At 63.2% G+C, this 24429-nt stretch carries 24 protein-coding genes and 1 tRNA gene; 13 read left to right on the top strand and 12 right to left on the bottom strand.

Going from position 1 to position 24429, the window contains the following annotated elements; translation table 11 throughout:
* Window positions 1-82 precede the first annotated feature (82 nt).
* From rimK to HNO51_RS13910, 3 genes are read right to left on the bottom strand one after another with little or no spacing between them, the layout of a single operon-like run.
* Window positions 83-991: a 30S ribosomal protein S6--L-glutamate ligase gene (gene rimK / locus HNO51_RS13920; protein WP_197447904.1), complete on the bottom strand. Its 909-nt coding sequence runs from the start codon at window positions 989-991 to the stop codon at window positions 83-85.
* Between the two features lie 29 nt (window positions 992-1020).
* On the bottom strand, window positions 1021-1458 hold the full coding sequence (locus HNO51_RS13915; RefSeq protein WP_197447903.1) for an ATP-dependent zinc protease family protein: 438 nt from the start codon (window positions 1456-1458) through the stop codon (window positions 1021-1023).
* A gap of 36 nt (window positions 1459-1494) precedes the next feature.
* The gene (locus tag HNO51_RS13910) at window positions 1495-2526 is read right to left on the bottom strand and encodes a DUF3549 family protein (protein WP_209537678.1); all 1032 of its coding nucleotides are present in this window, start codon (window positions 2524-2526) and stop codon (window positions 1495-1497) included.
* A 319-nt stretch (window positions 2527-2845) separates the two neighbouring features.
* Here HNO51_RS13910 and HNO51_RS13905 point away from each other — a divergent pair, with 319 nt between their 5' ends.
* The 5 genes from HNO51_RS13905 (at window position 2846) to HNO51_RS13885 (ending at window position 5970) form a co-directional block, all read left to right on the top strand.
* Window positions 2846-3601 carry an amino acid ABC transporter substrate-binding protein gene (locus HNO51_RS13905; protein WP_197447901.1) on the top strand — a complete coding sequence of 252 codons (756 nt, stop codon included), beginning with the start codon at window positions 2846-2848 and terminating at the stop codon, window positions 3599-3601.
* Between the two features lie 17 nt (window positions 3602-3618).
* Complete coding sequence (locus HNO51_RS13900; protein WP_197447900.1) at window positions 3619-4293, top strand: amino acid ABC transporter permease; 675 nt, start codon at window positions 3619-3621, stop codon at window positions 4291-4293.
* Window positions 4290-5036, top strand: a complete 747-nt coding sequence (locus HNO51_RS13895; protein WP_209537677.1) for an amino acid ABC transporter ATP-binding protein — start codon at window positions 4290-4292, stop codon at window positions 5034-5036. Before HNO51_RS13900 ends, HNO51_RS13895 begins: the two co-directional genes overlap by 4 nt.
* Window positions 5037-5104: 68 nt before the next feature.
* Window positions 5105-5437: a YqcC family protein gene (locus HNO51_RS13890; protein WP_209537676.1), complete on the top strand. Its 333-nt coding sequence runs from the start codon at window positions 5105-5107 to the stop codon at window positions 5435-5437.
* Window positions 5438-5469: 32 nt separating this feature from the next.
* The gene (locus HNO51_RS13885; RefSeq protein ID WP_209537675.1) at window positions 5470-5970 is read left to right on the top strand and encodes a gamma-glutamylcyclotransferase family protein; all 501 of its coding nucleotides are present in this window, start codon (window positions 5470-5472) and stop codon (window positions 5968-5970) included.
* Between the two features lie 64 nt (window positions 5971-6034).
* Here the strand turns inward: HNO51_RS13885 and HNO51_RS13880 are convergent, their stop codons facing one another.
* Together HNO51_RS13880 and HNO51_RS13875 are read right to left on the bottom strand one after the other, a co-directional pair.
* On the bottom strand, window positions 6035-6667 hold the full coding sequence (locus HNO51_RS13880; RefSeq protein WP_209537674.1) for an OmpW/AlkL family protein: 633 nt from the start codon (window positions 6665-6667) through the stop codon (window positions 6035-6037).
* Window positions 6668-6893: 226 nt separating this feature from the next.
* Complete coding sequence (locus HNO51_RS13875; RefSeq protein ID WP_197447895.1) at window positions 6894-7487, bottom strand: OmpW/AlkL family protein; 594 nt, start codon at window positions 7485-7487, stop codon at window positions 6894-6896.
* A gap of 271 nt (window positions 7488-7758) precedes the next feature.
* Between HNO51_RS13875 and HNO51_RS13870 the strand changes: the two genes are divergently transcribed.
* Window positions 7759-8055, top strand: coding sequence for a hypothetical protein (locus HNO51_RS13870; RefSeq protein WP_197447894.1), 297 nt, complete (start codon window positions 7759-7761; stop codon window positions 8053-8055).
* Window positions 8056-8111: 56 nt separating this feature from the next.
* On the opposite strand, the gene putP is transcribed toward HNO51_RS13870, so the two are convergent.
* The 4 genes from putP to HNO51_RS13850 all read right to left on the bottom strand — a co-directional run bounded on the left by putP (window position 8112) and on the right by HNO51_RS13850 (window position 14251).
* Entirely contained in the window at window positions 8112-9590 is a 1479-nt protein-coding gene (gene putP / locus HNO51_RS13865) for a sodium/proline symporter PutP (protein ID WP_197447893.1), read from the bottom strand.
* A gap of 42 nt (window positions 9591-9632) precedes the next feature.
* Window positions 9633-12824, bottom strand: a complete 3192-nt coding sequence (gene putA / locus HNO51_RS13860) for a bifunctional proline dehydrogenase/L-glutamate gamma-semialdehyde dehydrogenase PutA (protein WP_197447892.1) — start codon at window positions 12822-12824, stop codon at window positions 9633-9635.
* A 178-nt stretch (window positions 12825-13002) separates the two neighbouring features.
* Entirely contained in the window at window positions 13003-13815 is an 813-nt protein-coding gene (locus HNO51_RS13855) for an AraC family transcriptional regulator (protein ID WP_197447891.1), read from the bottom strand.
* Window positions 13816-13876: 61 nt separating this feature from the next.
* Window positions 13877-14251 (bottom strand): hypothetical protein, encoded by a 375-nt coding sequence (locus HNO51_RS13850; protein WP_197447890.1) that lies wholly within the window; start codon window positions 14249-14251, stop codon window positions 13877-13879.
* 923 nt (window positions 14252-15174) lie between these two features.
* Here HNO51_RS13850 and HNO51_RS13845 point away from each other — a divergent pair.
* Both HNO51_RS13845 and HNO51_RS13840 read left to right on the top strand, forming a co-directional pair.
* Window positions 15175-15885 (top strand): recombinase family protein, encoded by a 711-nt coding sequence (locus HNO51_RS13845; protein WP_209537673.1) that lies wholly within the window; start codon window positions 15175-15177, stop codon window positions 15883-15885.
* 239 nt (window positions 15886-16124) lie between these two features.
* On the top strand, window positions 16125-16844 hold the full coding sequence (locus HNO51_RS13840; protein ID WP_209537672.1) for a ParB/RepB/Spo0J family partition protein: 720 nt from the start codon (window positions 16125-16127) through the stop codon (window positions 16842-16844).
* 132 nt (window positions 16845-16976) lie between these two features.
* Here the strand turns inward: HNO51_RS13840 and HNO51_RS13835 are convergent, their stop codons facing one another.
* The 3 genes from HNO51_RS13835 to HNO51_RS13825 form a co-directional block, all read right to left on the bottom strand.
* The gene (locus tag HNO51_RS13835) at window positions 16977-18305 is read right to left on the bottom strand and encodes a tyrosine-type recombinase/integrase (RefSeq protein WP_209537671.1); all 1329 of its coding nucleotides are present in this window, start codon (window positions 18303-18305) and stop codon (window positions 16977-16979) included.
* A 145-nt stretch (window positions 18306-18450) separates the two neighbouring features.
* Window positions 18451-18524 (bottom strand) — tRNA-Gly (locus HNO51_RS13830).
* Between the two features lie 339 nt (window positions 18525-18863).
* On the bottom strand, window positions 18864-19271 hold the full coding sequence (locus tag HNO51_RS13825; protein ID WP_197447889.1) for a CBS domain-containing protein: 408 nt from the start codon (window positions 19269-19271) through the stop codon (window positions 18864-18866).
* A gap of 223 nt (window positions 19272-19494) precedes the next feature.
* Here HNO51_RS13825 and HNO51_RS13820 point away from each other — a divergent pair, with 223 nt between their 5' ends.
* From HNO51_RS13820 to HNO51_RS13800, 5 genes are all read left to right on the top strand, one after another.
* The gene (locus tag HNO51_RS13820) at window positions 19495-20028 is read left to right on the top strand and encodes a YqaE/Pmp3 family membrane protein (RefSeq protein WP_197447888.1); all 534 of its coding nucleotides are present in this window, start codon (window positions 19495-19497) and stop codon (window positions 20026-20028) included.
* 438 nt (window positions 20029-20466) lie between these two features.
* Window positions 20467-21555, top strand: a complete 1089-nt coding sequence (locus HNO51_RS13815) for an ABC transporter ATP-binding protein (RefSeq protein ID WP_197447887.1) — start codon at window positions 20467-20469, stop codon at window positions 21553-21555.
* Window positions 21555-22652, top strand: a complete 1098-nt coding sequence (locus HNO51_RS13810; RefSeq protein ID WP_209537670.1) for an ABC transporter ATP-binding protein — start codon at window positions 21555-21557, stop codon at window positions 22650-22652. The genes HNO51_RS13815 and HNO51_RS13810 overlap by 1 nt, the downstream gene beginning before the upstream one ends.
* Window positions 22649-23533, top strand: coding sequence for a carbohydrate ABC transporter permease (locus HNO51_RS13805; RefSeq protein ID WP_197447885.1), 885 nt, complete (start codon window positions 22649-22651; stop codon window positions 23531-23533). Before HNO51_RS13810 ends, HNO51_RS13805 begins: the two co-directional genes overlap by 4 nt.
* A gap of 1 nt (window position 23534) precedes the next feature.
* Window positions 23535-24428, top strand: a complete 894-nt coding sequence (locus HNO51_RS13800) for a carbohydrate ABC transporter permease (protein WP_197447884.1) — start codon at window positions 23535-23537, stop codon at window positions 24426-24428.
* Window position 24429: the final 1 nt, after the last annotated feature.

Genomic DNA, 24429 nt, shown 5'->3' with positions numbered 1-24429 from the left:
TTGTGGCGGGGGAAACACTGTTTTGCTACCCCCGCGGACAAAATATGTAGCCTTTCTACAAATACTGGCCCTTTTCTCGCAATTACCCCTTGGGCTTAGGCGGGGCCTTGCGTGGAGCGGCGGCATTCTTCTCGATGTGCTCGATGATCAGGCCGGCGATGTCCTTGCCGGTGGCGGTCTCGATGCCCTGCAGCCCCGGCGAGGAATTGACCTCCATGATCACCGGGCCGTGGTTCGAGCGCAGCAGGTCGACACCGGCCACTCTCAGGCCCATGGCCTTGGCCGCGCGGATCGCTGTGGAGCGTTCCTCCGGCGTGATGCGGATCAGGCTGGCCGTGCCGCCGCGATGAAGATTGGAGCGGAACTCGCCCTCGGCCGCCTGTCGCTTCATCGAAGCGACCACCTTGTCGCCGATCACGAAGCAGCGGATGTCGGCGCCGCGGGCTTCCTTGATGTACTCCTGCACCATGATGTTGGCCTTCATGCCCATGAAGGCCTGGATCACCGACTCGGCGGCCTGGTTGGTCTCGGCCAGCACCACGCCGATGCCCTGGGTGCCCTCCAGCAGCTTGATCACCAGCGGCGCGCCCTTGACCATGGTGATCAAATCGGGGATGTCATCCGGCGAATGGGCGAAGCCGGTGATCGGCAGCCCCAGCCCCTTGCGCGACAGCAGCTGCAGCGAACGCAGCTTGTCGCGCGAGCGGGTGATGGCGACCGAATCGTTGAGCACGTAGGTGCCCATCATCTCGAACTGGCGCAGCACGGCGCAGCCGTAGAAGGTCACCGAAGCGCCGATACGTGGCACCACCGCGTCGAAGCGCTCGATCTCCTCACCCTTGTAGTGGATCGAGGGGTGATGCGCGGCAATGCTCATGTAGCAGCGCAGGGTGTCGATCACCCGTACCTTGTGGCCGCGCTGTTCGGCGGCTTCCACCAGGCGTCGCGTGGAGTAGAGATTGCGATTGCGGGACAGCAGCGCGATATGCATCGTGGGCTCCGAGGCGGCAGGGCCGGGGGTCAAGGTTCGCCATGCAGGAAGGTAACGCCGGGCGCCACGAGTAAACGCCGCAGCGCGCGACGGCCGAGCAGCATGGGGTAGCGCATGTCACTGCGATCGGCCAGGGTCAGTTCCACCATCACTTCCAGCTCGCCCAGCTGCATCGGCGTGCGAATCACGTAGCGCCACTCCTTGTGTCCGTTGGAGCTCGTCACCTTGCGGCGATCGTGCAGGTGGGTGCGGTAGGCGTGCGGTGGCGACTCCAGCCCTCCGCTGCGGGTCGTGAAGCTGACCCAGAGGTGGCCCTCCTCCTCGAAGATCTCGATGTCCTCGGCATGCAGGGCCGAGGTGCGGGCCCCGGTGTCGATCTTGGCGCAGACGGTCATGCCGATGGTCGGCAGGGTGACCATTTCCAGGCGACCGATCACGGCCTTGGGAATATAAGGCAGTTCCTTCATCGCGTCATTTCCAGCTGTCGTTGCATGGCGCCAGGCTCATTGGCCCAGGCCGGCCAGGCGCCGGCCGATGGCGGAGTCCTGCCGGGCTTCACGCAGCGTCACCAGCACCGGCAGGCGCAGGCGCGGGATCAGCGCCAGGTCGCGGGCCACGCTGGCGAAATCCGCCTGCGGCTGCGCGGCCAGGCGCTCCAGGAAACGGGGCAGGCGCTGGCCATTCTCGAGGTGCTCCCAGCCGCGACCGGCCATCGCCGCCAGCAGGTCGGGGCCGCAGGCCGCCGGATCGGACAGCAGCGCATCGAACCAGGAGCCGACGATCGCCGTGTCGGCGCCGCCCACGGCCCTGACGCAGGCACACAGCGTCTCCAGGTGGCCAGTGGCCGCCGCCCGCTCTCCCCGATCCCGCAGCGCCAGGGCGAGCGCCTCGGGCACGGCGACATGCTCTAGACAGTAGCACAGCGAATGCAGCACTTCGTCGGGCAGGCCAGGCAGGGTCGAAGCGAGCAGGCGCGCGGCTTCCTCGTCTAGGCGAACGGCGAAATCGGCCAGCCCCTGCAGGCCGAGGAACTGCCAGTCCACCTGCTGCTGGCCGCTGAGGTAGGCTTCCACCGGCTCCAGGTGCGAGCTTGCCGGCCTGCCGGTGTCGCGCGTGGCATAAGCATGCAGCATGGCCTGGAAGGGCAGCGACGGGGTGAAGGCGAGGGGGTTGTCGTGCATCAGGTTCTCGATCTCGCCGCCGGCCTGGGCTTCACGGCCCACGCGATCCACGTTGTGTCCGAGGATGACCAGCAGGCGCTGCAGGAACGCATCGCGCGGTGCCGGCACCAGTCGCCCCTGCTCGTCCAGCGGCAGGGCGAGGAACCAGATCAGCGGATCGACGAGGTCCCCGAAGCGGAAGACGATGCCCAGGCGCGCCTGGCCCTGCCAGGGCAAAGGCCAGGGGGCGGCATCCTGCTCCAGGCCGGCGAGGGCGTCGAGCGGGCACGGCTCGACCCGCCGGCCCATGTGATAGACACGAACCTCGGCACCGGTGCGCACGAAGAAGTCATGAAGGGTGTGGATCGGTTGCATAGGGGCTCCCTTTTGAGCGTGCACTCTACCGTGACGGCCGGGGAGTTGTCAGCCACTCTCCCGCCTGGACATGCCGACGATTGGTCAAGAAATGACCATGCCTGGCAAAGCCGCGACTTGTCTGCTACCGGGACGGCTTTCCAGAGCTTATCCACAGCCTCTTTCAGCGAATCTGTGCATGACCTTCCGACGCGCGACTACGCTATGGCTGACATAGCGAAATGCCATGAAGCGACGGTGGGTTAATGGGCGGCTTTTTGCTAAAGTCGAATAACAATTGGCGATATCTATTCCAAAACGATATTTATGGAGATCAATCATGACATCGCGTCTTCTCGTTGCAGCGGTTCTTTCCGTCGCGCTCTCCCTGGGTAGCGCGCAGGCTCAGGACGATGTGCTCAGGGTGGGCATGTCGGGGAGCTACTTTCCCTTCACTTTCGTCGAGCAGGACACGCTCAAGGGCTTCGAAGTGGATGTCATGCGGGCGCTCGGCGAAGAACTGGGCGTCGAGGTGGATTTCGTGACGGCCAACTTCTCCGGACTGTTCGGCATGCTCGAGTCGGGGCGCATCGACACCATTGCCAACCAGATCACCATTACCGAAGAGCGTGCGGCGAAATATCTCTTCACCGAGCCGTACGTCTACGATGGTGCCCAGGTGGTCGTCAGGGCAGGCAACGAGGAGATCGAAGGCGTGGAGGACCTGAAGGGCCGGCGGGTCGCGGTCAACCTCGGTTCGAACTATGAACAGCTGCTGCGCGAGCTGCCCTATGCCGACGAGATCGACATCCGCACCTACGACAGCAATATCGAGCAGGACACCGCGCTGGGCCGTGTCGATGCCTTCGTCATGGACCGGGTGAGCGCGACCCAAGTGATCCAGGAGCGTTCACTGCCGTTACAGCTCGCCGGCGAGCCATTCTCCACCATCCGCAACGCGCTGCCTTTCCGCGATACCGAGGCGGATCGTGCCCTGCGTGACCGGGTCGACGAAGCCCTTGCCACCCTGCGCGAGAACGGCACCCTGGCATCCATTGCGGAGCGCTGGTTCGGCACCGACATTACACGTCCGTGACCCACTGAGCGCTCATCATGCGTGTCCTCGATCTCGATTACATGCTGGGGCTGATTCCCATCCTGCTGCGCTATCTGCCGCTCACGCTGCAGATGGCGACGGCAGGTATGGCCCTGGCCCTGCTCCTCTCCTGCGGCCTGGCGGTGATCCGCGTGCTGAAGGTGCCGGGGCTGAACGCAGCGACCCTGCTGTTCATCTCCTTCTTTCGCGGCACGCCGCTGCTGGTCCAGCTGTTTCTGTTCTACTACGGCCTGCCCCAACTGCTGGCCTTCCTGACCCAGATCAACGGCATCACCGCCACCATCATGGGGCTGACGCTGCACTTCTCGGCCTACATGGCGGAGTCGATACGCGCGGCCATCGTCGGGGTCGACCGCAGCCAGACCGAGGCGGCCCTGTCGATCGGCATGACCAATGGCCAACTGATGCGCCGCATCGTGCTGCCCCAGGCCACTCGCGTGGCCGTGCCGACGCTGATGAACTATTTCATCGACATGATCAAGGCAACCTCGCTGGCCTTCACCCTGGGTGTCACGGAGCTGATGGGGGCGACCCAGAAGGAGGCGGCCGGCAGCTTCCTCTACTTCGAGGCCTTCATCACCGTGGCGATCATGTACTGGATCATCGTCGAGCTGCTGGCCTGGCTGCAGAAGTGGCTGGAAACGCGACTCAACAGGGCCTACCGCAGATGATCAAGATCGCCAATCTCGTCAAGCGTTTCGGCAGCGCGACCGTGCTCGATGGTATCGACCTGGAAATCGACCAGGGCGAAATCATCGTCGTGATCGGCCCTTCCGGTACCGGCAAGTCGACCCTGCTGCGCTGCCTCAACTTTCTCGAACGGCCGGATGCCGGCCGCCTGGTCATCGGCGACCTGGACGTCGACGTCACCCGGGTCAGCCGGGCCGAGATCCTGGCGGCGAGGCGTCGCACGGCATTCGTGTTCCAGAACTATGCGCTGTTCGCCAACAAGACGGCACTCGAGAACATCGCCGAGGGGCTGATCGTGGTCAACCGCTGGCCCAAGGCCAAGGCGCATGCCCGCGCGGGGGAGATCCTGCAGCGCATCGGCCTGGCCGACAAGGCGGACGCCTACCCGGCGTCGTTGTCCGGCGGTCAGCAGCAGCGGGTCGGGATCGGACGCGCCATGGCCGCCCAGGCCGAGGTGATACTGTTCGACGAGCCGACCTCCTCGCTCGATCCGGAGTGGGTCGAGGAGGTGCTCGCGCTGATGAAGCAGCTTGCCCGTGAGCGCCAGACCATGCTGGTGGTCACTCACGAGATGGGATTCGCCCGGGATGTGGCGGATCGCGTGGTGTTCATGGAAGGCGGTCGCATCGTCGAGCAGGGGCCGCCGTCGCAGCTGTTCAATGCGCCTCGCGACCCGCGCACGCGGGATTTCCTGCGCAAGATACTGGCCGGACAGCCCGCATGATCGATGCGGCCCGATGGGAGGCCGGCCGAGTTGTGCGATAATGGAGGCACAGTTCCACAGGAGGCCCCATGACCGTTCACGAGGAGCTCGACGTAGCACTGCGCCGTCTCGAGGCCACGATGAAGGCCACCAACATGTGGCGTATGAGTGCGCCGGCGCCGGAAGCCTACGAGAGCCAGCAACCGTTCTGCATCGATACCATGGCCTTGCCCCAGTGGCTGCGTTTCGTCTTCATTGCCCGCCTCGATGCGCTGATCGAGGCCGAGGCGCCGATGCCGGCGAAGTGCGACGTGGCGCCCGTGGTCGACACCTATCTGGCCCAGCAGGGTGCCCGTGCCAGCGATCGCCTGCTGCTGTGCAAGGCCGTCGAGGAGATCGACCGCCTGGTGACCGAGAACTGAAGCGGCGCGTCCGCCCACGCAACGAGGAACGCATGCCGTACTACTTCGCCTATGGCAGCAACATGAACGTGGCGCGGGTCGAGGCCCGCATCGGCGCGACACGGCGCGTCTTGCCGGGCAGGCTGGACGATCATGCGCTGCGCTTCGACAAGGCGTCGCGGGTCGCAGGCCTCGCCCATGCCAACGTGGCCCCGGCGGCAGGGGAGAGAGTCGAGGGTGCCCTGTTCGAACTGCTCGAGCCCGCTCAGATCGAACGCATGGACCCCTTCGAAGGCTACCCGCACGAGTACGAGCGGCATCGCCTGCCCATCGCTACCCGGGAAGGTCCGATCGAGGCCTGGGTCTATATCGCTGCACCCGGCACCACCGCCGAGGCGCTAAAGCCGGCGCGGGAGTATCTCGATCACCTGCTGGCCGGCGAGCCCTTCCTCAGCGCCGACTACCACCGGCGCCTGGCTCGGGTCGAGGCGATCGGCGGCCTGGAGGATCGCGTGCTCGCGCTGCTCGGGCTGTCGCGTCACTCTGCGCGCTGACTCCGTCGCGGCCGGAAACGCATGAGGCCCGCCATGGCGGGCCTCGCGGCGTTCAGGCGGGTTCTCAGAAGCGATAGCTGATCCCGGCCATGAAGACCCAGGGGTCGATACTCACCTTGCCGACCTCCGTACCGTTCAGGCTGGCGTCGGTATCGATGTCGACGTACCAGGCCGCGGCATTGACGCCCCAATTGTCATTCAGGCGCACGTCGAGTCCCAACTGACCGGCCAGCCCCCAGGAGCTGTCGAGCTCCAGGTCCACGTCATCGACGTCAATCTCTTCACTGAAGAAGTGGGTGTAGTTGAGGCCGACGCCAGCGTAGGGCTGAACTTGGGTGCCGGTGCCGCCCAGCGGGTAGTACTGCAGGGTCAGGGTCGGTGGCAGGTGCTTGGTGGAGGCGGCCTCGACGCCGTTGAGTTCGATGTCGTGCTTGAACGGCAGCGCCGCCAGCAGCTCGATGCCCAGCTTGTCGTGGAACAGGTAGCCCAGGGTAAACCCCAGGTTGGTATCGCTGTCCACATCGACGTCGAACACGCCGCCCGCCAGGCTGCCGTTGCCGCTCTTGGGGTCGACATGGGCGACGCCTACGCGGGTGATGAAGTCGCCCTGGTTGTAGGCGAACACTTGGCTGCTGGCGAGAAGGGCCGTCGCCGTGAGGCCGGCGGTGAACAGGGAGGGAAGGGCTTGCTTGCGCATGAGTCGACTCCTGTCGTTAGCAAAGGAGCAGCCTGGGCTGCCAACAAAACGAAGTCAGTCTACTCAGGGCTTGGCGGCGGAATATTGACCCATGACAATAGTTGTCTCGGCAACTAAATAGGTATTTACAATATTTCTTTAATGCCGAAAGACGAGATGGGAAAGCTGTGGGACGAAAAACGCCGGGCATGGCCCGGCGTTTCGGTGCGACAAGGCTTCGCTTGGTTCAGAAGCGGAAGGTGACGCCACCGCCGATGGTCATCGGGTCGACCTTGGCTTCCCCGATCTCGTTTCCATTGACCGAAATGTCGGAATCGACGTCGGCATAGTTGGCGAAGCCGTTGAGCATGAAGTTTTCGGTCACGGCGAGATCGATCCCGACCTGACCCACGGCGCCGTAGGAGCGGCGTGCGTCGATACCTTCCGGCTCGCCGGAGAAGCGGGTGTAGTTGAGACCGGCGCCGACGTAGGGTTGAACTTTTGAATCCAGCCCGCCGAGCGGATAGTAGTTCACCAGCAGGTTGACCGGCATGCGGTCGATGGTGCCCGTGCCGCCGCCGAGCGACACGTCATGCTCGATTTTTTCGGAGCCGTTCAGCTCGACGCCGATCTTGTCGTGGAACAGGTAGCCGGCGCCGTAGGTGAAGCCGGTCTCGCCGCTGCTGATGCCGTCGGCGATGCCATTGTCGGAGGTGGTATCCGACTTGGCGAAGCCGCCACGTACGAAAGCATCGCCGGCGCCATAGGCCAGTACTGCTTGGCTGGCGAACAGGGAGCCGGCAGCGAGGGCAACCACGGGAATCAGACGAATCGGTTTCATATAGTGTTTCCTCCAGGTTTCGGCTGGCCGGAGGTTCCGGCGAGATTGGACGATGAGAAGTATAAGAACAGTGTTTCTAAAAGTCCTGTTTAATTTTGTTATCGCCATTATTGGCATAATTGATTGACACAATCGCGCACTTGCCTAATTTCAAAGCCATGAATATGACTAATAACGTGCTACGCGATGTACAAATATTGTTGTGACGCAGCATGGCGCGGGGAGGCATGAAGGGCTAAGCCTTGGGGTAGGAGTCCACGGGAGAGGCACGATGTTGTCTGAAGTTCAGGGTCGCTCGACGTGGTTGACGCTGGCGGCCATGCTGGTGGCCGCGGCGCTGGCCTTATGGCTGTTGATCCGCCCCGAGCTGCTCAGCGGCCTGTCGATGGTGTGGCGCATGCCGGCCATCGGCCTGGGCGTCTGGGCGCTGGGCGCGGCCTTCATGCAGGCGCTGGGGCTCGAGTTTCGCCGCCACTGGCTACGGCGCGCGACCTGCCCTCCGGTGAGCCTGGTGGCGCTGGGGGCCTTTACCCTGCTGGTGGCGATGCGCGCCTTCTGGCTGGCATGAGCGGAAAGACGAGAAAGCCGCCCGGAGGCGGCTTTCTCATGGCAGGTGACGGTCAATCACGCCTCGTCGAAGGTGTCGAAGTCGGCGGTCACGCGCAGGTCCGGCTCCTCGGTGGCCAGGCTCGCCACTACGATGGCGAGGTAGGCCAGGATGACGCCCGGGACGATCTCGTAGAGGTCGAAGATGCCGCCGGACAGCTCGGCCCAGACCACCACGGTGACGCCGCCCACCACGATGCCGGCCAGTGCGCCCCACTTGTTCATGCGACGCCAGTAGAGCGACATGATCAGCGCCGGGCCGAAGGCGGCACCGAAGCCGGCCCAAGCGTAGGCGACCAGGTCGAGCACGGTGGCATCGGGGTTGAGTGCCAGCAGGTAGGCCAGGACGGCAATGGCGATGACGGCCAGGCGGCCTACCCACACCAGCTCGGTCTGGCTGGCATCCTTGCGGAAGATCGCCTTGTAGAAGTCGTCGGTCAGCGCCGAGGAGGAGACCAGCAGCTGGGAATCGGCGGTGGACATGATCGCGGCCAGGATGGCAGCGAGCAGGATGCCGGCGATCACCGGATGGAAGATCAGGTTGACCATGACCATGAACACGGTCTCGCCGTCGGCCAGGTCGCGCTGCACGAAGCCCACCCCGAGCAGTCCCACGGCCACCGAGCTGATCAGGGCAATGGCGGTCCAGGTCACCGCGATGCGGCGTGCGGCGGGGATGTCGCGATCGCTGCGGATGGCGGCGAAGCGCGCCAGGATGTGCGGCTGGCCGAAGTAGCCCAGGCCCCAGGCCAGCGAGCTGACGATGCCAATGAAGCTCAGTGCCTCGCCGGTGGAGGCATCGCGGAACCAGGAGAGCATGTAGTCGCTCTCGGCGGCGAGCGCGGCGCCGGCGCCGCTGGTGCCACCCAGGTCGCCGAAGGCGATGATCGGCACGATGGCGAGCGCCGCGGCCATCATCAGGCCCTGGATCAGGTCGGTCCACGAAACCGCCAGGAAGCCGCCGAAGAAGGTGTAGGAGATCACCGCGATGGTGCCGATGGTGACTGCCACCGAGTAGTCGTAGCCGAAGACCGTCTCGAACAGCCGGCCGCCGGCGACCAGGCCGGAGCTGGTGTAGAAGAGGAAGAACATCAGGATGAACACCGCCGAGATCACCCGTAGCAGCTGCGACTTGTCGCGGAAGCGATTGGCGAAGTACTCGGGCAGCGTCAGCGCATCGCTGACCTTGAAGCTGTAAAGACGCAGGCGACGCGCCACGACCAACCAGTTGAGCCAGGTGCCGATCAGCAGGCCGATAGCGATCCAGCTCGCCGAGATGCCGCTGACGTAGGCGGCGCCCGGCAGGCCGAGCAGCAGCCAGCCCGACATGTCCGAGGCACCGGCCGAGATCGCCGAGGTCCAGGGGCCGAGCGAGCGGCCACCGAGGATATAGTCGGAAAGGTTGGTGGTGCGTTTGTAGGCAACGATACCGATGCCCAGCATCACGATGAGGTACACCGCGAAGGTGAAGCCGATAGCCATGTTGTTCTCAACCATTGGGGGTTCCTTCAGTGTTCTTGTGGTAAAAGACGAGCCTTGTCACTCGTCTCCCAGCGCAAGCAGTGACGCGTTGCCGCCCAGCGCGGCGGTATTGACGGTCACGGTCTTCTCCGTGGCGAAGCGCAGCAGGTAGTGCGGCCCGCCCGCCTTGGGTCCGGTGCCGGAAAGACCCTGTCCGCCGAACGGCTGAACGCCCACGACGGCGCCGATGATATTCCGGTTTATGTACACATTGCCAACGCGAATCCTCTGAGCAACGAGCTGTGCAAAGGATTCATTGCGGCTATGCACGCCGAACGTCAGCCCGTAACCCTTGGCGTTGATCGATTCGAGTACCTGCTCGATCTCGCTGGCCTTGTAGCGCACTACGTGCAGCACCGGGCCGAACTGCTCCCGCTCGAGAGCGTCGATGGCATCGATGCGGAAGGCCACCGGCGGCACGAAGGTGCCATGGGCGGTATGGGCCGGATCCAGCCGGGTCTCGGCCAACAGGCGGCCTTCTCCCTTCAGCCTCTCGATATGGGCCAGCAGGTTACTGCGCGCATCCTCGTCGATCACCGGCCCCACATCGGTACCCAGGTCGCGGGGGTCGCCGACGTGCAGCTCCTCCATGGCGCCGCGCAGGATCTCGATGACCCGGTCGGCCACGTCGTCCTGCAGGTAGAGCACGCGCAGGGCGCTGCAGCGCTGGCCGGCGCTCTGGTAGGCGGACTGGACCACGTCGGCGACGACCTGCTCCGGCAGGGCGGTGGAGTCGACGATCAGCGCGTTCATGCCGCCGGTCTCGGCGACCAGCGCCGGCAGCGGGGCGTTGTCACGGGCTGCCAGGGCGCGATTGATGATCTGGGCGGTATCGGTGCCGCCGGTGAAGGCAACACCGGTGATGCGCGGGTCGGAGGTGAGGACGCTGCCCACGGTGGGGCCGTCGCCCGGCAGCAGCTGCACCACGTCGCGCGGCATGCCGGCTTCGTAGAGCAGCTCGACCACGCGATGCGCGACGATGGAGGTCTGCTCGGCGGGCTTGGCCAGTACGCTGTTGCCGGCCACGGCGGCGGCCACCATCTGACCGCAGAAGATCGCCACCGGGAAGTTCCACGGGCTGATCGCGGCGAACACCCCCTTGCCGCTCAGCATCAGGCGGTTCGATTCGCCGGTGGGGCCGGGCAGTTCGAGCGGCTCGCCGAATTGCTCCTCGGCGCGCATGGCGTAGTAGCGGCAGAAGTCCACCGCCTCGCGGATCTCGTCGACGCCATCGGTGAGCAGCTTGCCGCCCTCGCGCGAGCACAGCGTCATCAGCTCGGCCAGGTTCTCTTCCATCAGGTCGCCCAGGCGGCGAATGATGGCGGCGCGCTCGGCGACCGGCGTGGCTTCCCAGCGCGGGAAGGCGGCCCAGGCAGCATCCACCGCGCGCGCCGCCTGGTCGCGGCTGGTCCACTGCACGCTGCCGACCCGCTGACGGCGGTCGTAGGGGCTGAACACCTCATGCACGTTGGCCGGGTCGCGCTCCACCTCGAAGGCCAGCAGGGGCCCGACGTCGTAGCTGCGCTCCATGAAACCCGACATGGCCTTCATCAGCGGGTCGTAATGGCTGCGCACGTTGAGGTTGACTCCCCTTGAGTTGCGTCGTTTTTCACCATAGATGTCCTTGGGCAGCGGAATCCGCGGATTGGCGAAGGTGCGGTACTGGCCCAGCGTCTCCACCGGATGCACGCACAGCGTTTCCACCGGCACCTTGGGGTCGACCAGCTGGTGCACGAACGAGGAGTTGGCGCCGTTCTCCAGCAGGCGGCGCACCAGATAGGGCAGCAGATCCTTGTGGGCGCCCACCGGGGCGTAGATACGGCAGTAGGTGCCCTTGGGCGCACGCTTGAGGGCCGCATCGTAGAGCGCCTCGCCCATGCCGTGCAGACGCTGGAACTCGAAGGGGCGGGTGGCTTCGTTACCCATCTCGAGGATGGTGCTGATGGTGTGGGCGTTGTGGGTGGCGAACTGCGGGAAGATGCGGCCGCGAGTCTGGTCGGAAAGCAGGAAGCGGGCGCAGACCAGGTAGGCCACGTCGGTGCACGCCTTGCGCGTGTAGACCGGATAGCCCTCGACGCCGAGCTGCTGCGACTCCTTGATCTCGCTGTCCCAGTAGGCGCCCTTGACCAGGCGTACGGGGATTTCGTCGCCCTGGCGCTCGGCCAGGCGGTTGAGGTAATGCAGTACCGGCAGCGCACGCTTGGAGTAGGCCTGCACCACCAGGCCGAAATGGCCCCAGCCCTGGCAGGTATCGCTCTCGTAAACGGCGCGGAACACCTCCAGCGACAGCTCCAGGCGATCGACCTCCTCGGCGTCGATGGTCAGCGCCACGTCGCGCTGGCGAGCCATGTCGGCCAGTTCGCGCACGCTGCCCACCAGTTCGCGCAGGACCTGCTCGCGGCGACCGAACTCGTAGCGCGGGTGGAGCGCCGAGAGCTTGATCGACACGGAGGGCGCCGGGGTACGTTCGGTGAGGTTGGTGCTGGTCAGGCCGACCCGTTCGATGGCGCGCGCATAGTCGTCGAAGTAGCGCTTGGCATCGGTCCGGGTCCGCGCCGCCTCGCCGAGCATGTCGTAGGAGTAGGTGTAGCCCTTGTCGAACAGGGGGCGGGAGCGCTTCAGTGCCTCGTCGATGTCGCGGCCGAGCACGAACTGCTTGCCCATGATCTTCATCGCCTCGTACATGGCGCGACGAATCACCGGCTCGCCCATGCGGTTGACCATGCGGTTGATGAAGCCCGAGGGCTTGCCGTCACGCGGCTTGTCGAGGGTGACCACGTGGCCGGTCATCAGCAGTCCCCAGGTCGAGGCGTTGACCAACCAGGAATCGCTCTGTCCGACGTGGGCCTTCCAGTCGGCGGGGCCTAGCTTGTCCTCGATCAGCGCATCGGCGGTGGCCGTGTCGGGAATACGCAGCATGGCTTCGGCCAGGCACATCAGCATCAGGCCTTCGTGGGTATCGAGGCTGTACTGCTGCAGCAGCTGATCGATCGTGTCGACCGCAGTGTCCATCTCGCGCACTTCGCGGACCAGCTCGGCGGTCTTGCCCGCAATGCGCCGGAAGTCTTCGGGATTGGCGCTGAGCACCTCGACCAGTTCCTTGACGAAGGTTTCTTCGTCCACGATGTAATGGTCGCTGATGCGCGAGAACAGGGTATCGAGATCCTGCTGCCAGGAGGCAGTGTCCAGCATTGTTTTGGCGTTGAGCATATGAATTCCCCGAATGTCACCCGTCCTGAAACGGCAAGAGCCATGCGCCAGGCGGTCTACCCGAGCATGGGTGCGTCATCCTTGACTGTAGGGGGCGTACGCCGGGCCTGCTTGTCAAAAACCCCGGAGTATTTGCAGAATTCGCGGAACTTGGCGATGCGGGGATTGCAATTACGACTTAAGTCGTATGTTGTAATCGGTTGGAAGCGAGGGCCGTGGCGCTGTCCGGTTGGGCACGGCGAAGCTGGCTCGGCGGGCAGCCGTAGGCGCTGCGGAACGCATGGGACAGGGCGCTCTGGTGGGCAAAGCCGGTGTGCAGGGCGATCTGCGACAGCGGCATACGGCTCTCCGCGAGCAGCTGCCGGGCCGCTTCCAGGCGACGCCGGCGTACGTACTGCCAGGGCGACAGGCCGGTCTGCTCGCGAAAGCGGCTGCGGAAGTGGGCCTCGCTGAGGCATGCCTGGGCGGCAAGGTCGGCCACCGTGATGGGCGAAGACAAGTGACTGTCGATGAAATGGTCGAGCTTGACCAGATCGAGCCGACGCATCGACGGCTGTGGCGTCTCTCCGCCAAGCCTGGCGTGCAGGCAGCCGAGAAAGGTCGCCGCCAGCCGGTCGCTCTGGGCGGTGTTCAGGCTCGCTTGGCCGCTGGCCTGCTCGAGCAGGAGGAAGTCCAGGTAGTGCTTGAGCGGCTTGTCGAGGGCGAAAAAGCGCGGCGCATCGAACAATCGTGACAGCTCATGGTGATAGCCGGTGAGCGAGGGGGCGTTGGCGGGCAGGTCGAGTATGAGCTGGCGGTTCTCGCCCTGGCCCATGTAGTAGTGCACGTGGTTGGCGGGTACGATGCAGCCCGACAATGCCGAGATCGCCCCTCCCAGGCCTTCGATCTCGAATTCCGCCCGCCCCTGCAGACCGATGACGATCTGATGAAAATCGTGCGCGTGGTGCTGGGTAGCGGTATCGAGCGGCGTCTGGCGTATGACACTGGGCATATGAAGCTCCCGTGTGCTGGCTATCGCACCCGAGCATACCATACTCGGCGTCTGTTCGACGCTAAGGCTGGTTGCGCTGCCGCTCGCGCAGGCGCTGGTGGGCAGCCAGATGGGAGCGCAGCGCAGCCAGCTCCTCTTGGCCGGTCTTGTCGAGCAGCGGCTTGCCTTGGGCGACCTGCCAGGGGCGGCCATGCTCCTGCATCAGATGCTGGGCACGGCGCCTCACGCCGTCGAGGTAGTCGTCGTGGCGGATCGGGTAGTTGATCACCAGGTTCCACTCGTTCTCCCCGACCTGGTTGTCCAACGCCTTGTCGAACAGCTCGAGCAGCTGCTCCGGCTCGGTGCGATAGCGCGGTGTGCGCGAGAACAGCAGGATCAGCACCACGCCGCCGATGACGAACAGACAGACGGCGAAGATAAGCAGGAACAGAGCCATGGGGAAGCCACGCTGGGAAGAGGCGAACCGGCCGCCGCAGCGGCGGCTGCTGGAGCGGGTGAAGGGAATCGGTCCACCTCGCCATGTTGCCTTTAAAAACAAGCGCTTATATTTTAAGGGTAGCCAGCCGTAGCCACAAATGTAGCCACTACGCTAGCCACCCATCACTGCCATTCTACTTACTGAAAAGGACTGCGACTACCTCCCCGCTCACTCAGCTCTGGTCAGCAGGGCTTTCCATGGCCAGTGCTTCATTACGGCAATTGATCCTGGTAGCGCGCTCCAGAGCTCCGACCTCTCCTTTGGCCTGGGCTAGCTCACCTGAGACATCGCCACCAAAGACGGAGCCCAAGGGCAATAGAACGAGAAACACCGAGGCCGCATCTGCCGTTGCTGCATTGTTTTGCTTTCTGGTAAGTGCATTACTCCTCTCCCTGGCAGAGGAAAGCTCAGCTCTGGTCTCATCACAGGTTAGGGTGGAGTACTCCTCGGCTGAAACAGTCGCCGGTGCCACGGAGCTAGCCCGGCTCGCACAGCCAGAGACCACGAGAGAAGCAAGAGCAATACATGCTAACTTATTGAAATTCATTACAGTTCCCTTTTTTCTGAACGAGAGGTCGAAGTCGCCTCTCTCGCGTTTATGTTGCCGGATTGTAATCGGCAGGGGAACAAGGATCTTTAGAATACTTTGGTCGTGAATATCCTTGGCTTTGTTTTGTGACACTCTTGCGAGCCGAGATTGATTGATACGTGTGAGCCGTGTTCCCCCATCCACCCCCATCAGGACACCAGAAAGAGGGCGGTTGGCATGATCCGGCTTGATCCGTTGTGAGCCTCTACCCGCCTATGCTGGACTTGGTTGCCGGTAGGGTACAATATTGACTAACGGTCGTTAGGTGAATCTGTACCTATGGGGGTTGACGATGAAGGTGGTGGCGTATCAGCGGGTCTCGACAGCCCGTCAGGGAGTCAGCGGTCTGGGGTTGGCAGCTCAAGCTCAAGCCATCGAGGAGTACGCAGCCCAGCGGGGAGGCATCGTGTTGGCATCCTTCACGGAGGTCGAGAGCGGAAAGAACAACGACCGTCCCGAACTGGAGAAGGCACTGCACCTAGCCAATGTGACGGGGGCAACGCTGGTGATCGCCAAGCTGGATCGTCTGTCACGCAACGCAGCGTTCCTCCTGACGCTGAGGGACTCGGGGGTGAGGTTCATCGCTGCGGACATGCCTGATGCCAATGATCTCACCGTTGGGGTGATGGCACTGGTGGCACAGCAGGAGCGAGAAGCGATCTCTAAGCGGACCAGAGAGGCTCTTAAGGCTGCGAAGGCGCGAGGCGTGAAGTTGGGCAATCCCAACGGTGCAGCGGCACTCAAGCGAGCGGGTAAAGGCAACAGCGCGGGAGTAGAGGCGATCAAGGCCGATGCTGATCACCATGCCCTGAATCTCGCTCCTGTGGTCAGGGGGCTGAAGACCGAGGGAGTCACTTCTCTGGGGGCTATTGCTGATGCGCTGAACTCTCGGGGGATGCTCACACCGCGTGGCGGGAGTTGGCACAAGTCATCAGTCAGGAACCTGCTCAACCGATTGGATCGGCTATTAGGCACGCCAGAAGACGTCAGAGAGGCTACGTAAGTGACGACAAGGGAAGCCAGGTAAACACCAATAGCCCAACCGACAGCGAGGCTCACAGAGCGCACTGAGAGTTTTTCAGCGTCTAACTGTCCCGCCCCGTATTTATTTTTTCGTAGCCCTGGGGAGGACCAACCACGAGGTTTTGCAATTACCGCCCAGTTAAGGGGGAAGCCATCACCACACAGTCATGGAGAACCCACCAACCCCAACACCTGTTCAGCAGGAAAACTAACTACCGCATGGATCGCACCATGAAGACAGAATCGCAGCCCAAGCGAGCCACCATCAGTCTCACCCATCTCACGCTGTCAGACGATTTCCAAGTCCGCCGGAAACTCGACCAGCCGACCATCAGCCGCTACGAGAACGCCCTCAAGTCAGGCGCTAGTCTGCCACCCGTGACGGTCGCCAAGGTCGATGGCGTGTTCATTCTCGTTGACGGTTACCACCGTGTCGCAGCGCGGGAGCGGCTGGGCGAGACGGTCATCGAGGCCGAGGTAATCGAGACCACCCGAGAGGGGGCGCTGGGGATGGCCGCTATGGCGAACCTCAGTCATGGCCTCCCGCTGAAGAACTCGGAGATCCGCGAGGTGTTCCGAATGTATATCAAGGCAAGAAAACACATCATGGGCCGGGGCAAGCTGAAGAGTTACCGGGTGATCGGGCAGGAGTTAGGCAAGCCCAAGTCCACCATTCTCAACTGGATGCGGAAGGACTTCCCGAGAATCGCCCAACGGTACGGGGGCAATGAGGAGTTCACCGGAGACGGGGGGTTGCAAGAGATGGATACACGATCCAGCCCAGCCCTGAAGGCGGGCCTTGAGAAGATCGCTGAGTTCCGCGAGGCCTACCGGTCCATCACCTGTCCTGAAGCCAAGCGGGAGCTTGCCAAGGCATTCACCGACACCGCGAGAGACCTGCTCGGAGACGGCTGGCATGAGGTGTCCGAGGACTTCTGAAGGGTGTCCAAGGAGAGCCGTTCAATTTGAACGCTACAGGCAACTGAGCCAGCTTTAAGCCGATGATGGGAAAGAGAAAACTGTCCTTTGCCGAACCCCTTTCCAATCATCAGCGAGTTGACTTGGGTTCCTCTACTGATGAAGCGCCATCAGCTGAATTGCCTCCACGGCCTCAAGCCTTGCCTTGAAGTCGGGTCCACGGTGATAGACGTGGCTCGCGGTGGTCAGTCCTCGTTCATGGCCGGTGACCCAGACCACAAGCTGCTCTTGGAATCCAGAGCCGAGCATGATGGTAATGGCGGTGGTCCTGAAGGAGTGGAAGCCGGTCTTCCGGCCTTCCTTGGGAATCGTCTTCCCGGTCAGGCGGGAGAACCACTGGGAGAATTTCGGTCCCTTCTTCGCATCGGTGCGGTTCGTTGCGCCAGCTTCGGGGAAGAGGTACTCGGACCCTGCCGCCTGAGCTTGCTTAAGCTGCTCCAGCACCAGCGGCTTGATAGCGGAGTGCAGTGGGACGTCTCGCGTGGCGTTACTGTTTTTCCCCTTACCTTCACGCACGGACAGGCACCAGACGCCTTGCTGCTGGATGATGTCGGTTGTCTTCAGCGAACACAGCTCTTCGAGCCTCGCGCCTGTGTAGAAGCCGAGCCTGGGCAGCAGATAATAAATGCCCTCAGCTTCTTCCGTTGCCTTGAAGATCGCCTCGACGTCCTCGCGGGTGAACTGGTCGTAGCTCTTCACGGTGGCCTTGGGATTGAGGCTGTGACCTTTGAAGGGGTTCCCCGCTGGCAGTGCCTCCTCCATGGTGTACTCTGCATGGCGCCATATGGCGGACAGCCCTGAGAGGTAGTTGGCCACTGTCTGCTTGGTCTTGCCGTTATGGAGCTGGGTGGTGATGAAGTCCCGGACTTGCTTACGGGTAGCGCTGACCAGTGCCATATCGTCCACCCCTAGGCTATCGAGGAATAGCTGGACTGCCAAGGAGTTCTTGGAACGTGTCGAGTGCTTCCTCTCGATCAGCGGTGACTGCTGCCAGTCCTCCAAGGCACCTTTGAAGGTGAGACGATAGTCGCTGGGCGTCTGCTTCGAGAAGACAGAGCGAAGAGCGTCCTGCTCAATGGGGTTCAGCTTGTCTGGGTCTAGTATATCGAGAAGATCGACGCTGCCGTCGGGGCTTTCGATATCGGAGGCTTGCTGCTGTAGCCGTTCGTACGCTTCAGTGTATAGCTTGCGCTTCTGTGCCGGTGACGACTGGCCGCTCAGGTATGCCTCTTGGTCTGCAAGATCAACCAACAGCTTATCCCTGAAGCGACAAGCGGCATCGAGGTCGCCAGTCTGCGTGCTCTGCTGAAGCATCTTCTTGCCGAGGTGCTGGGCGAGGATAGGGGAGAGCCGCTTTTGGACAAACCAGACGTTGCCCCTCATACGAAGGTGTCGGGAGTCGGCTGGCTTGCCTCTGGCCATGGTGATGCTCCGGTGCGCTTGTGGAAGATCGCGGAGCATACAGCGGAGCGGGGGAGAAGTGTAGCCACTTCTGTAGCCATTCCTGTAGCCCCTAACCCCATGATTGGTGGGGAAAACCTTTAGTATCAAAGGCTTGTATGGCTACTGGAGCGGGTGAAGGGAATCGAACCCTCGTCTTAAGCTTGGGAAGCTTCTGCTCTACCATTGAGCTACACCCGCAGAGCGGATTCGATAGTAAAACCAAGGGGTTGAGCTTTGCAAGCGGGACGGTGAAATTCTCCTTTCTCGAGCGATAAGTGCTTGTTTTCCACGAGCGACAAAAAAATTAACGAACAGTGGCGAACTTTTTTGCTTGCTGCTGTCATATCTGGTACAGGCAACAGCGCGATGGCAGTCGCTAACACTGTTGCTCTGGCTCGCAGTTTCGATCTTTGCCGCCCATGGTCTCCATGGGCGGTTTTTTGTCTGTCGCTTACGTCGAGGGTTCAGGCGAACGAACGAGCCCTGCCGCCGGGCAGGGCTCGTTCGTTTCCGGGGTGGGGCGGCGGGGCGCCGGCTTCAGCTGTATCGCATGCGCAGGATGGCGGTCAGCACGTCGCGACGGGTCACGATGCCGCACAGGCGACCCTGCTCGGTCACAGGGAACACCTTGGGCTTCTGGCCCAGCATCTCCTGGGCCAGGTCGGTGATGCTCTTGGTGGGCGAAACGGAGAGCACCTCGTTGCGCATCAGCTCCTTGACCAGGGGGGCTTCGTCGTTCAGGTAGGCGCTCTGGAGCAGCTTGCCCATCACGTCCTGCTCGGAGATGAAGCCGATCAACTGGTCGTGATCGTCGACGACCGGCACGCCAGGCAGGCGATGCAGGGCCAATCCTTCGGCCAGGGTGATGATCGACGTGTTGCCGGTGACCCGGTAGCAATCCCGGGACATGATCTCGCGAACGATGGTAGGGGCCCTGTTGGGCATGGCGCATCTCCTTGTTTCGATCGCTCTTGGCGGGATATCTACAGCATAGCCGAGTCGACCCGGATATAAGGTAGGTCTTCAACATCTTGCCAACGCTGGTGCCGGGCGCGGGCGAAGGCCGCGACGGAACATGGCCGGGGCCGGGTGGCTCCAAATAGGGTGAGGGTAGGCTAGCTTGTGAGGCAGAGGCGGCAAACCGGATGCTCGAGAGCGGGAGGTGGACATGGATGCACGCGAATATCTGGCGAGAAAGGGGCTCGATGGCAGTCGGGACGAGGAGCGCCCCAACACCCTGGAGGAGAAGGCTTGGGAGCGCGCACGTGAGGCGGGCGGACACCAGCCGCGCGCCGGTACGCCCTTCGACTGGGAGGACTGGGAGCGCTATCACGAGGCGCTGGCCGAGGGGGCGGAAGCCATCGACCAGAAGTTCGATCACCAGGCACATCGCCAGGCCGGACAAACCGCCCGGACCGAACGCGAAGCGAGCACCGCGGTAGAGACGTACATCCCCTCGACAGACGCCGGGCCGGCCACCGGCGATGCGCGGCAGGCGCGGGCTCCTACGTCGTCAGCCTGGCAGGCGTCGGCCGCGCTTCGCTTCTCCTACAAGGCGCTTGCCGTGCTGCTGCCGCCGCTGGCCGTTGGCCTTGCGCAAGGAGGAGGGCGCCGTGTGATCGTCTGCCTGTGTCTCACGCTGCTGGGCTGGGTGCCGGGCTGTATCTATGCCTGGTCATGGTTGAGGCGCAGGCTGGGCTGATCGGGGCCGCGCGCATGCCATCTTCGGAACCGAACAGTGTCGCCTCAAACGAAAGGACAGCGCCGAGCGACACCGGGAGGGAAGCGTCCGCTGCCGCCTGGCATCTTTCCAGATTAGACCATGGTCTAGGTACTTATTCGAACACGAGCGTTGCCGCTCAGCGCTCTCTGGGCTAGTCTCGCTATCGTAAATCGAACATTTGAGGTTCGTTTTCGTTCAAAATCGAACATTGGTGCCTTTCCCTGTTCGTTTGCCGCGACCTCAATGAGTAACGACCCGACAAGAACAACAGGGCGAGACCATGTCCCACCCATTCCCTACGAGCAAGACACGACCGCTTCCCAGGCCGTCTCGAGGCACGCCTGCCGCTGGACGGTCGAGTCGGAGTGCCCGCGCCGCTTCCTACAACGACTCCAACACGATGGCAAAGAGTTCAGCATGTCTCTGATACTGGAAAACATCGACCACGTGGTCAATGGGGCCACACATATCGAGGGGGTCAACCTCGAGTTGGCTCCCGGCTCCTTCAACGTCCTGCTGGGAAGAACGCTGGCCGGCAAGACGACGCTGATGCGGATCATGGCCGGCCTCGAGACCCCGACGCGAGGCCGCGTGCTGATGCATGGCGAAGACGTGACGCGCAAATCGGTACGCAAGCGCAACGTCTCGATGGTCTATCAGCAGTTCATCAACTACCCGGGCCTCAGCGTCTTTGACAACATCGCCTCGCCGCTCAAGCTGGCGCGCGTGCCGGCGGAGGAGATTCGTCAGCGGGTCCACGAGACCGCCACCATGCTGCACATCGAGCATCTGCTCGAACGCTACCCGGCGGAACTCTCCGGCGGCCAGCAGCAGCGTACCGCCATGGGCCGGGCGTTGGTCAAGGACGCCGACCTGATTCTGTTCGACGAGCCGCTGGTCAACCTCGACTACAAGCTGCGCGAGGAGTTCCGCGAGGAGCTGCGCGAACTGTTCAAGGCGCGCAACTGCATCGCCGTGTACGCCACCACCGAGCCCAACGAGGCGCTGGCGCTGGGTGGGCACACCGCCGTGCTGCACGAGGGGCGCCTGCTGCAGTACGGCCCCACCGAGGACGTCTACCATCGCCCGCGCGACGTGCTGACCGCCGAGATGTTCTCCGAACCGCCCATCAACGTCGTGCCGGCGATGGTGTCGGGCTCGGAGGTCACCTTCGACCGCGACGTGCATTTCCCGCTCAATCGGGATCTGGCGAGCCTGGCGCCGGGCCAGTACCAATTTGGCGTACGCGCCTCTCACATCGGGCTGCAGCGTCAGGCGGAGGACGACCTGGAGTTGAGGATGAAGGTCGATATCGCCGAGATCAGCGGCTCCGAAACCTTCCTGCACGTGCACAACGACCTCTTCCATCTGGTACTGCACCTGGCCGGTATCCATCCGTTTTCCGTCGATCAGGAGATCAAGGTCTATTTTCCGACCCACAAGATCTACGCCTTCGATCGGCATGGCGACGTCGTGCATATCCCCGCACGCCCTGGAGCGCACTGATGGCCCAGATCACTCTCAAGTCGCTGGCGCACAGCTATGCGCCGAATCCCTCGGGCCCCGATGACTATGCCATTCGCGAGATGGAGCACGTGTGGCAGCAGGGAGGCGCCTATGCGTTGCTGGGGCCGTCCGGCTGCGGCAAGTCGACGCTGCTCAATATCATTTCCGGCCTGCTCACGCCTTCGGACGGCCAGGTGCTGTTCGACGACCAGGTCATGAACGAGCTGCCGCCCGAGGAGCGCAACATTGCCCAGGTGTTCCAGTTCCCGGTGGTCTACGACTCCATGAGCGTCTACGACAACCTGGCCTTCCCGCTGCGCAACGTGGGTACGCCCGAGGCGAAGGTCCGCGAGCGCGTGGCCGAAGTGGCCGACGTGCTCGATCTGACCTCGCTGCTCAAGCGCAAGGCGCGCAACCTGACCGCCGACGAGAAGCAGAAGGTCTCCATGGGGCGCGGCCTGGTACGCGACGACGTCTCGGCGATCCTCTTCGACGAGCCGCTCACGGTGATCGATCCCCAGCTCAAGTGGAAGCTGCGGCGCAAGCTCAAGGAGATCCACGAGCGCTTCAACATCACCATGATCTACGTGACCCACGACCAGCTCGAAGCCTCGACCTTCGCCGACAAGATCGCGGTGATGTACGAGGGGCAGGTGGTGCAGTTCGGCACCCCACGCGAGCTGTTCGAGACACCCGCGCACACCTTCGTCGGATATTTCATCGGCAGTCCGGGCATGAACCTCATGCCGGTGGCGAGAACCGACAGCGGGGCGCGGGCCGGTACCGTCGACCTGGTCCTTTCCCCGGCGCTTCAGGGCGCCATCCAGCAGGCCCGTTCGCGCAACATCAAGCTCGGCATCCGCCCGGAGTTCGTCGAGGTGCTGGGGAGCCCGGCCGCGGACGCCTACCCGATCGAGATCGACGCCGTCCAGGATCTCGGCACCTACCGCGTCGTGTCGTTCGCGTTCGCCGGCGAGACGTTTCGTGCGCGCCTGGGAGAGGACCAGCCGCTGCCGCCGCGGCAGGCGTTCGTCCGCTTCCCCGCGGCGTGGCTGCACCTTTATATCGACGAGTTCCGCGTGGAGGTGGGGCAATGAACAAGGTCCACGACAATCGGGCATGGTTCCTGATCCTGCCCATGCTGCTGCTGGTGGCGTTCTCGGCCATCATTCCGCTGATGACGGTAGTCAACTACTCGGTCCAGGACGTGTTCGACGCCAATACGCGCTTCTTCACCGGCACCGAGTGGTTCGAGGCGATTCTCAACGACCGCTCCCTGCAGGCGGCACTGCTGCGTCAGTTCGCCTTTTCCTTCACCATCCTGGCGATCGAGGTGCCGCTGGGCATCGGTATCGCCCTGCTGATGCCCAAGCGCGGCTGGCAGGCCTCCGCGGTGCTGATCCTGATCACGCTGCCGCTGCTGATCCCGTGGAACGTGGTGGGCAGCATCTGGCAGCTCTTCACTCGCGGCGACATCGGGCTGATGGGGGTGGGCATCCGTGAGCTGGGCTACCCCTACAACATCACCCGCAACGCTTCGGATGCCTGGGCCACCATCGTGCTGATGGACGTATGGCACTGGACCCCGCTGATCGCCCTGCTGTGCTACAGCGGCCTGCGTGCGATTCCCGACGCCTACTACCAGGCGGCACGCATCGACCGAGCTACGAAGTGGGCCGTGTTCCGCTACATCCAGCTGCCCAAGCTGACCAACGTACTGGTGATCGGCGTGCTGCTGCGCTTCATGCACTCTTTCATGATCTACGCCGAGCCGTTCGTGCTCACCGGCGGCGGCCCGGGCAGTTCCACCACCTTCCTCAGCCAGTCGCTGACCACCATGGCCATCGCGCAGCAGGATCTGGGGCCCTCTGCCGCCTTTTCGCTGATCTACTTCCTCATCATCCTGCTGGTCTGCTGGATCTTCTACACCGCCATCATGAACAGCCAGAAAGACCACACCGCTCAGGGAGGAGCCTGACATGACCCGCTCCGTACCGACCACGCCCGAAAGCGTACGCCAGCAGGCCGCCGAAAGCGCCGCGCGGCGACGCAAGCAGGCACGCTCCGCGACCATTCGCTGGCGTCGCCGCACGTTGCTCGGGCTCTATCTCGTCTTCGTGCTGCTGCCGATCTACTGGCTGCTCAATATCTCGTTCCAGACCAACAGCGAGATTCTCGGCAGCTTCTCGTTCTGGCCGCAGAGTTTCACCCTGGGCAACTACGTCGGCATCTTCACCGATGCCAACTGGTACATGGGCTACGTGAATTCGCTGGCCTACGTGCTGATGAACATGCTGATCAGCATCTCGGTGGCGCTGCCCGCCGCCTACGCCTTCAGCCGTTTCACGTTCATCGGCGACAAGCACCTGTTCTTCTGGCTGCTGACCAACCTCATGGCGCCGCCGGCGGTGTTCCTGCTGCCTTACTTCCAGCTCTACTACTCGGTGGGCTTGTTCGATACCCATATCGCCGTGGCGCTGGCCCACTGCCTGTTCAACATTCCGCTGGCGGTGTGGATCCTCGAGGGCTTCATGAGCAGCGTGCCCAAGGAGGTCGACGAAACCGCCTACATCGACGGCTACAGCTTTCCGCGCTTCTTCGTCACGATCTTCCTGCCCATGATCCGCTCGGGGATCGGCGTGACGCTGTTCTTCCTGTTCATGTTCTCCTGGGTGGAGTTGCTGCTCTCTCGCACCCTGACCGCCACCAACGCGCAGCCGATCGCCTCGATCATGACGCGCACCTCGACCGCCTCGGGGATCGACTGGGGCACCCTGGCCGCTGCCGGCGTACTGACCATCGTCCCGGGCATCGTGGTGGTCTATTTCGTGCGCAACCACATCGCCAAGGGCTTCGCCCTGGGCCGTACCTGAA

It is taken from the genome of Billgrantia sulfidoxydans (assembly GCF_017868775.1).
In the GTDB taxonomy this organism is placed as follows: Bacteria; Pseudomonadota; Gammaproteobacteria; order Pseudomonadales; family Halomonadaceae; genus Halomonas; species Halomonas sulfidoxydans.
Note: the sequence above shows the minus strand (reverse complement) of the source record. Positions and strands in the feature narration are given on the sequence as shown.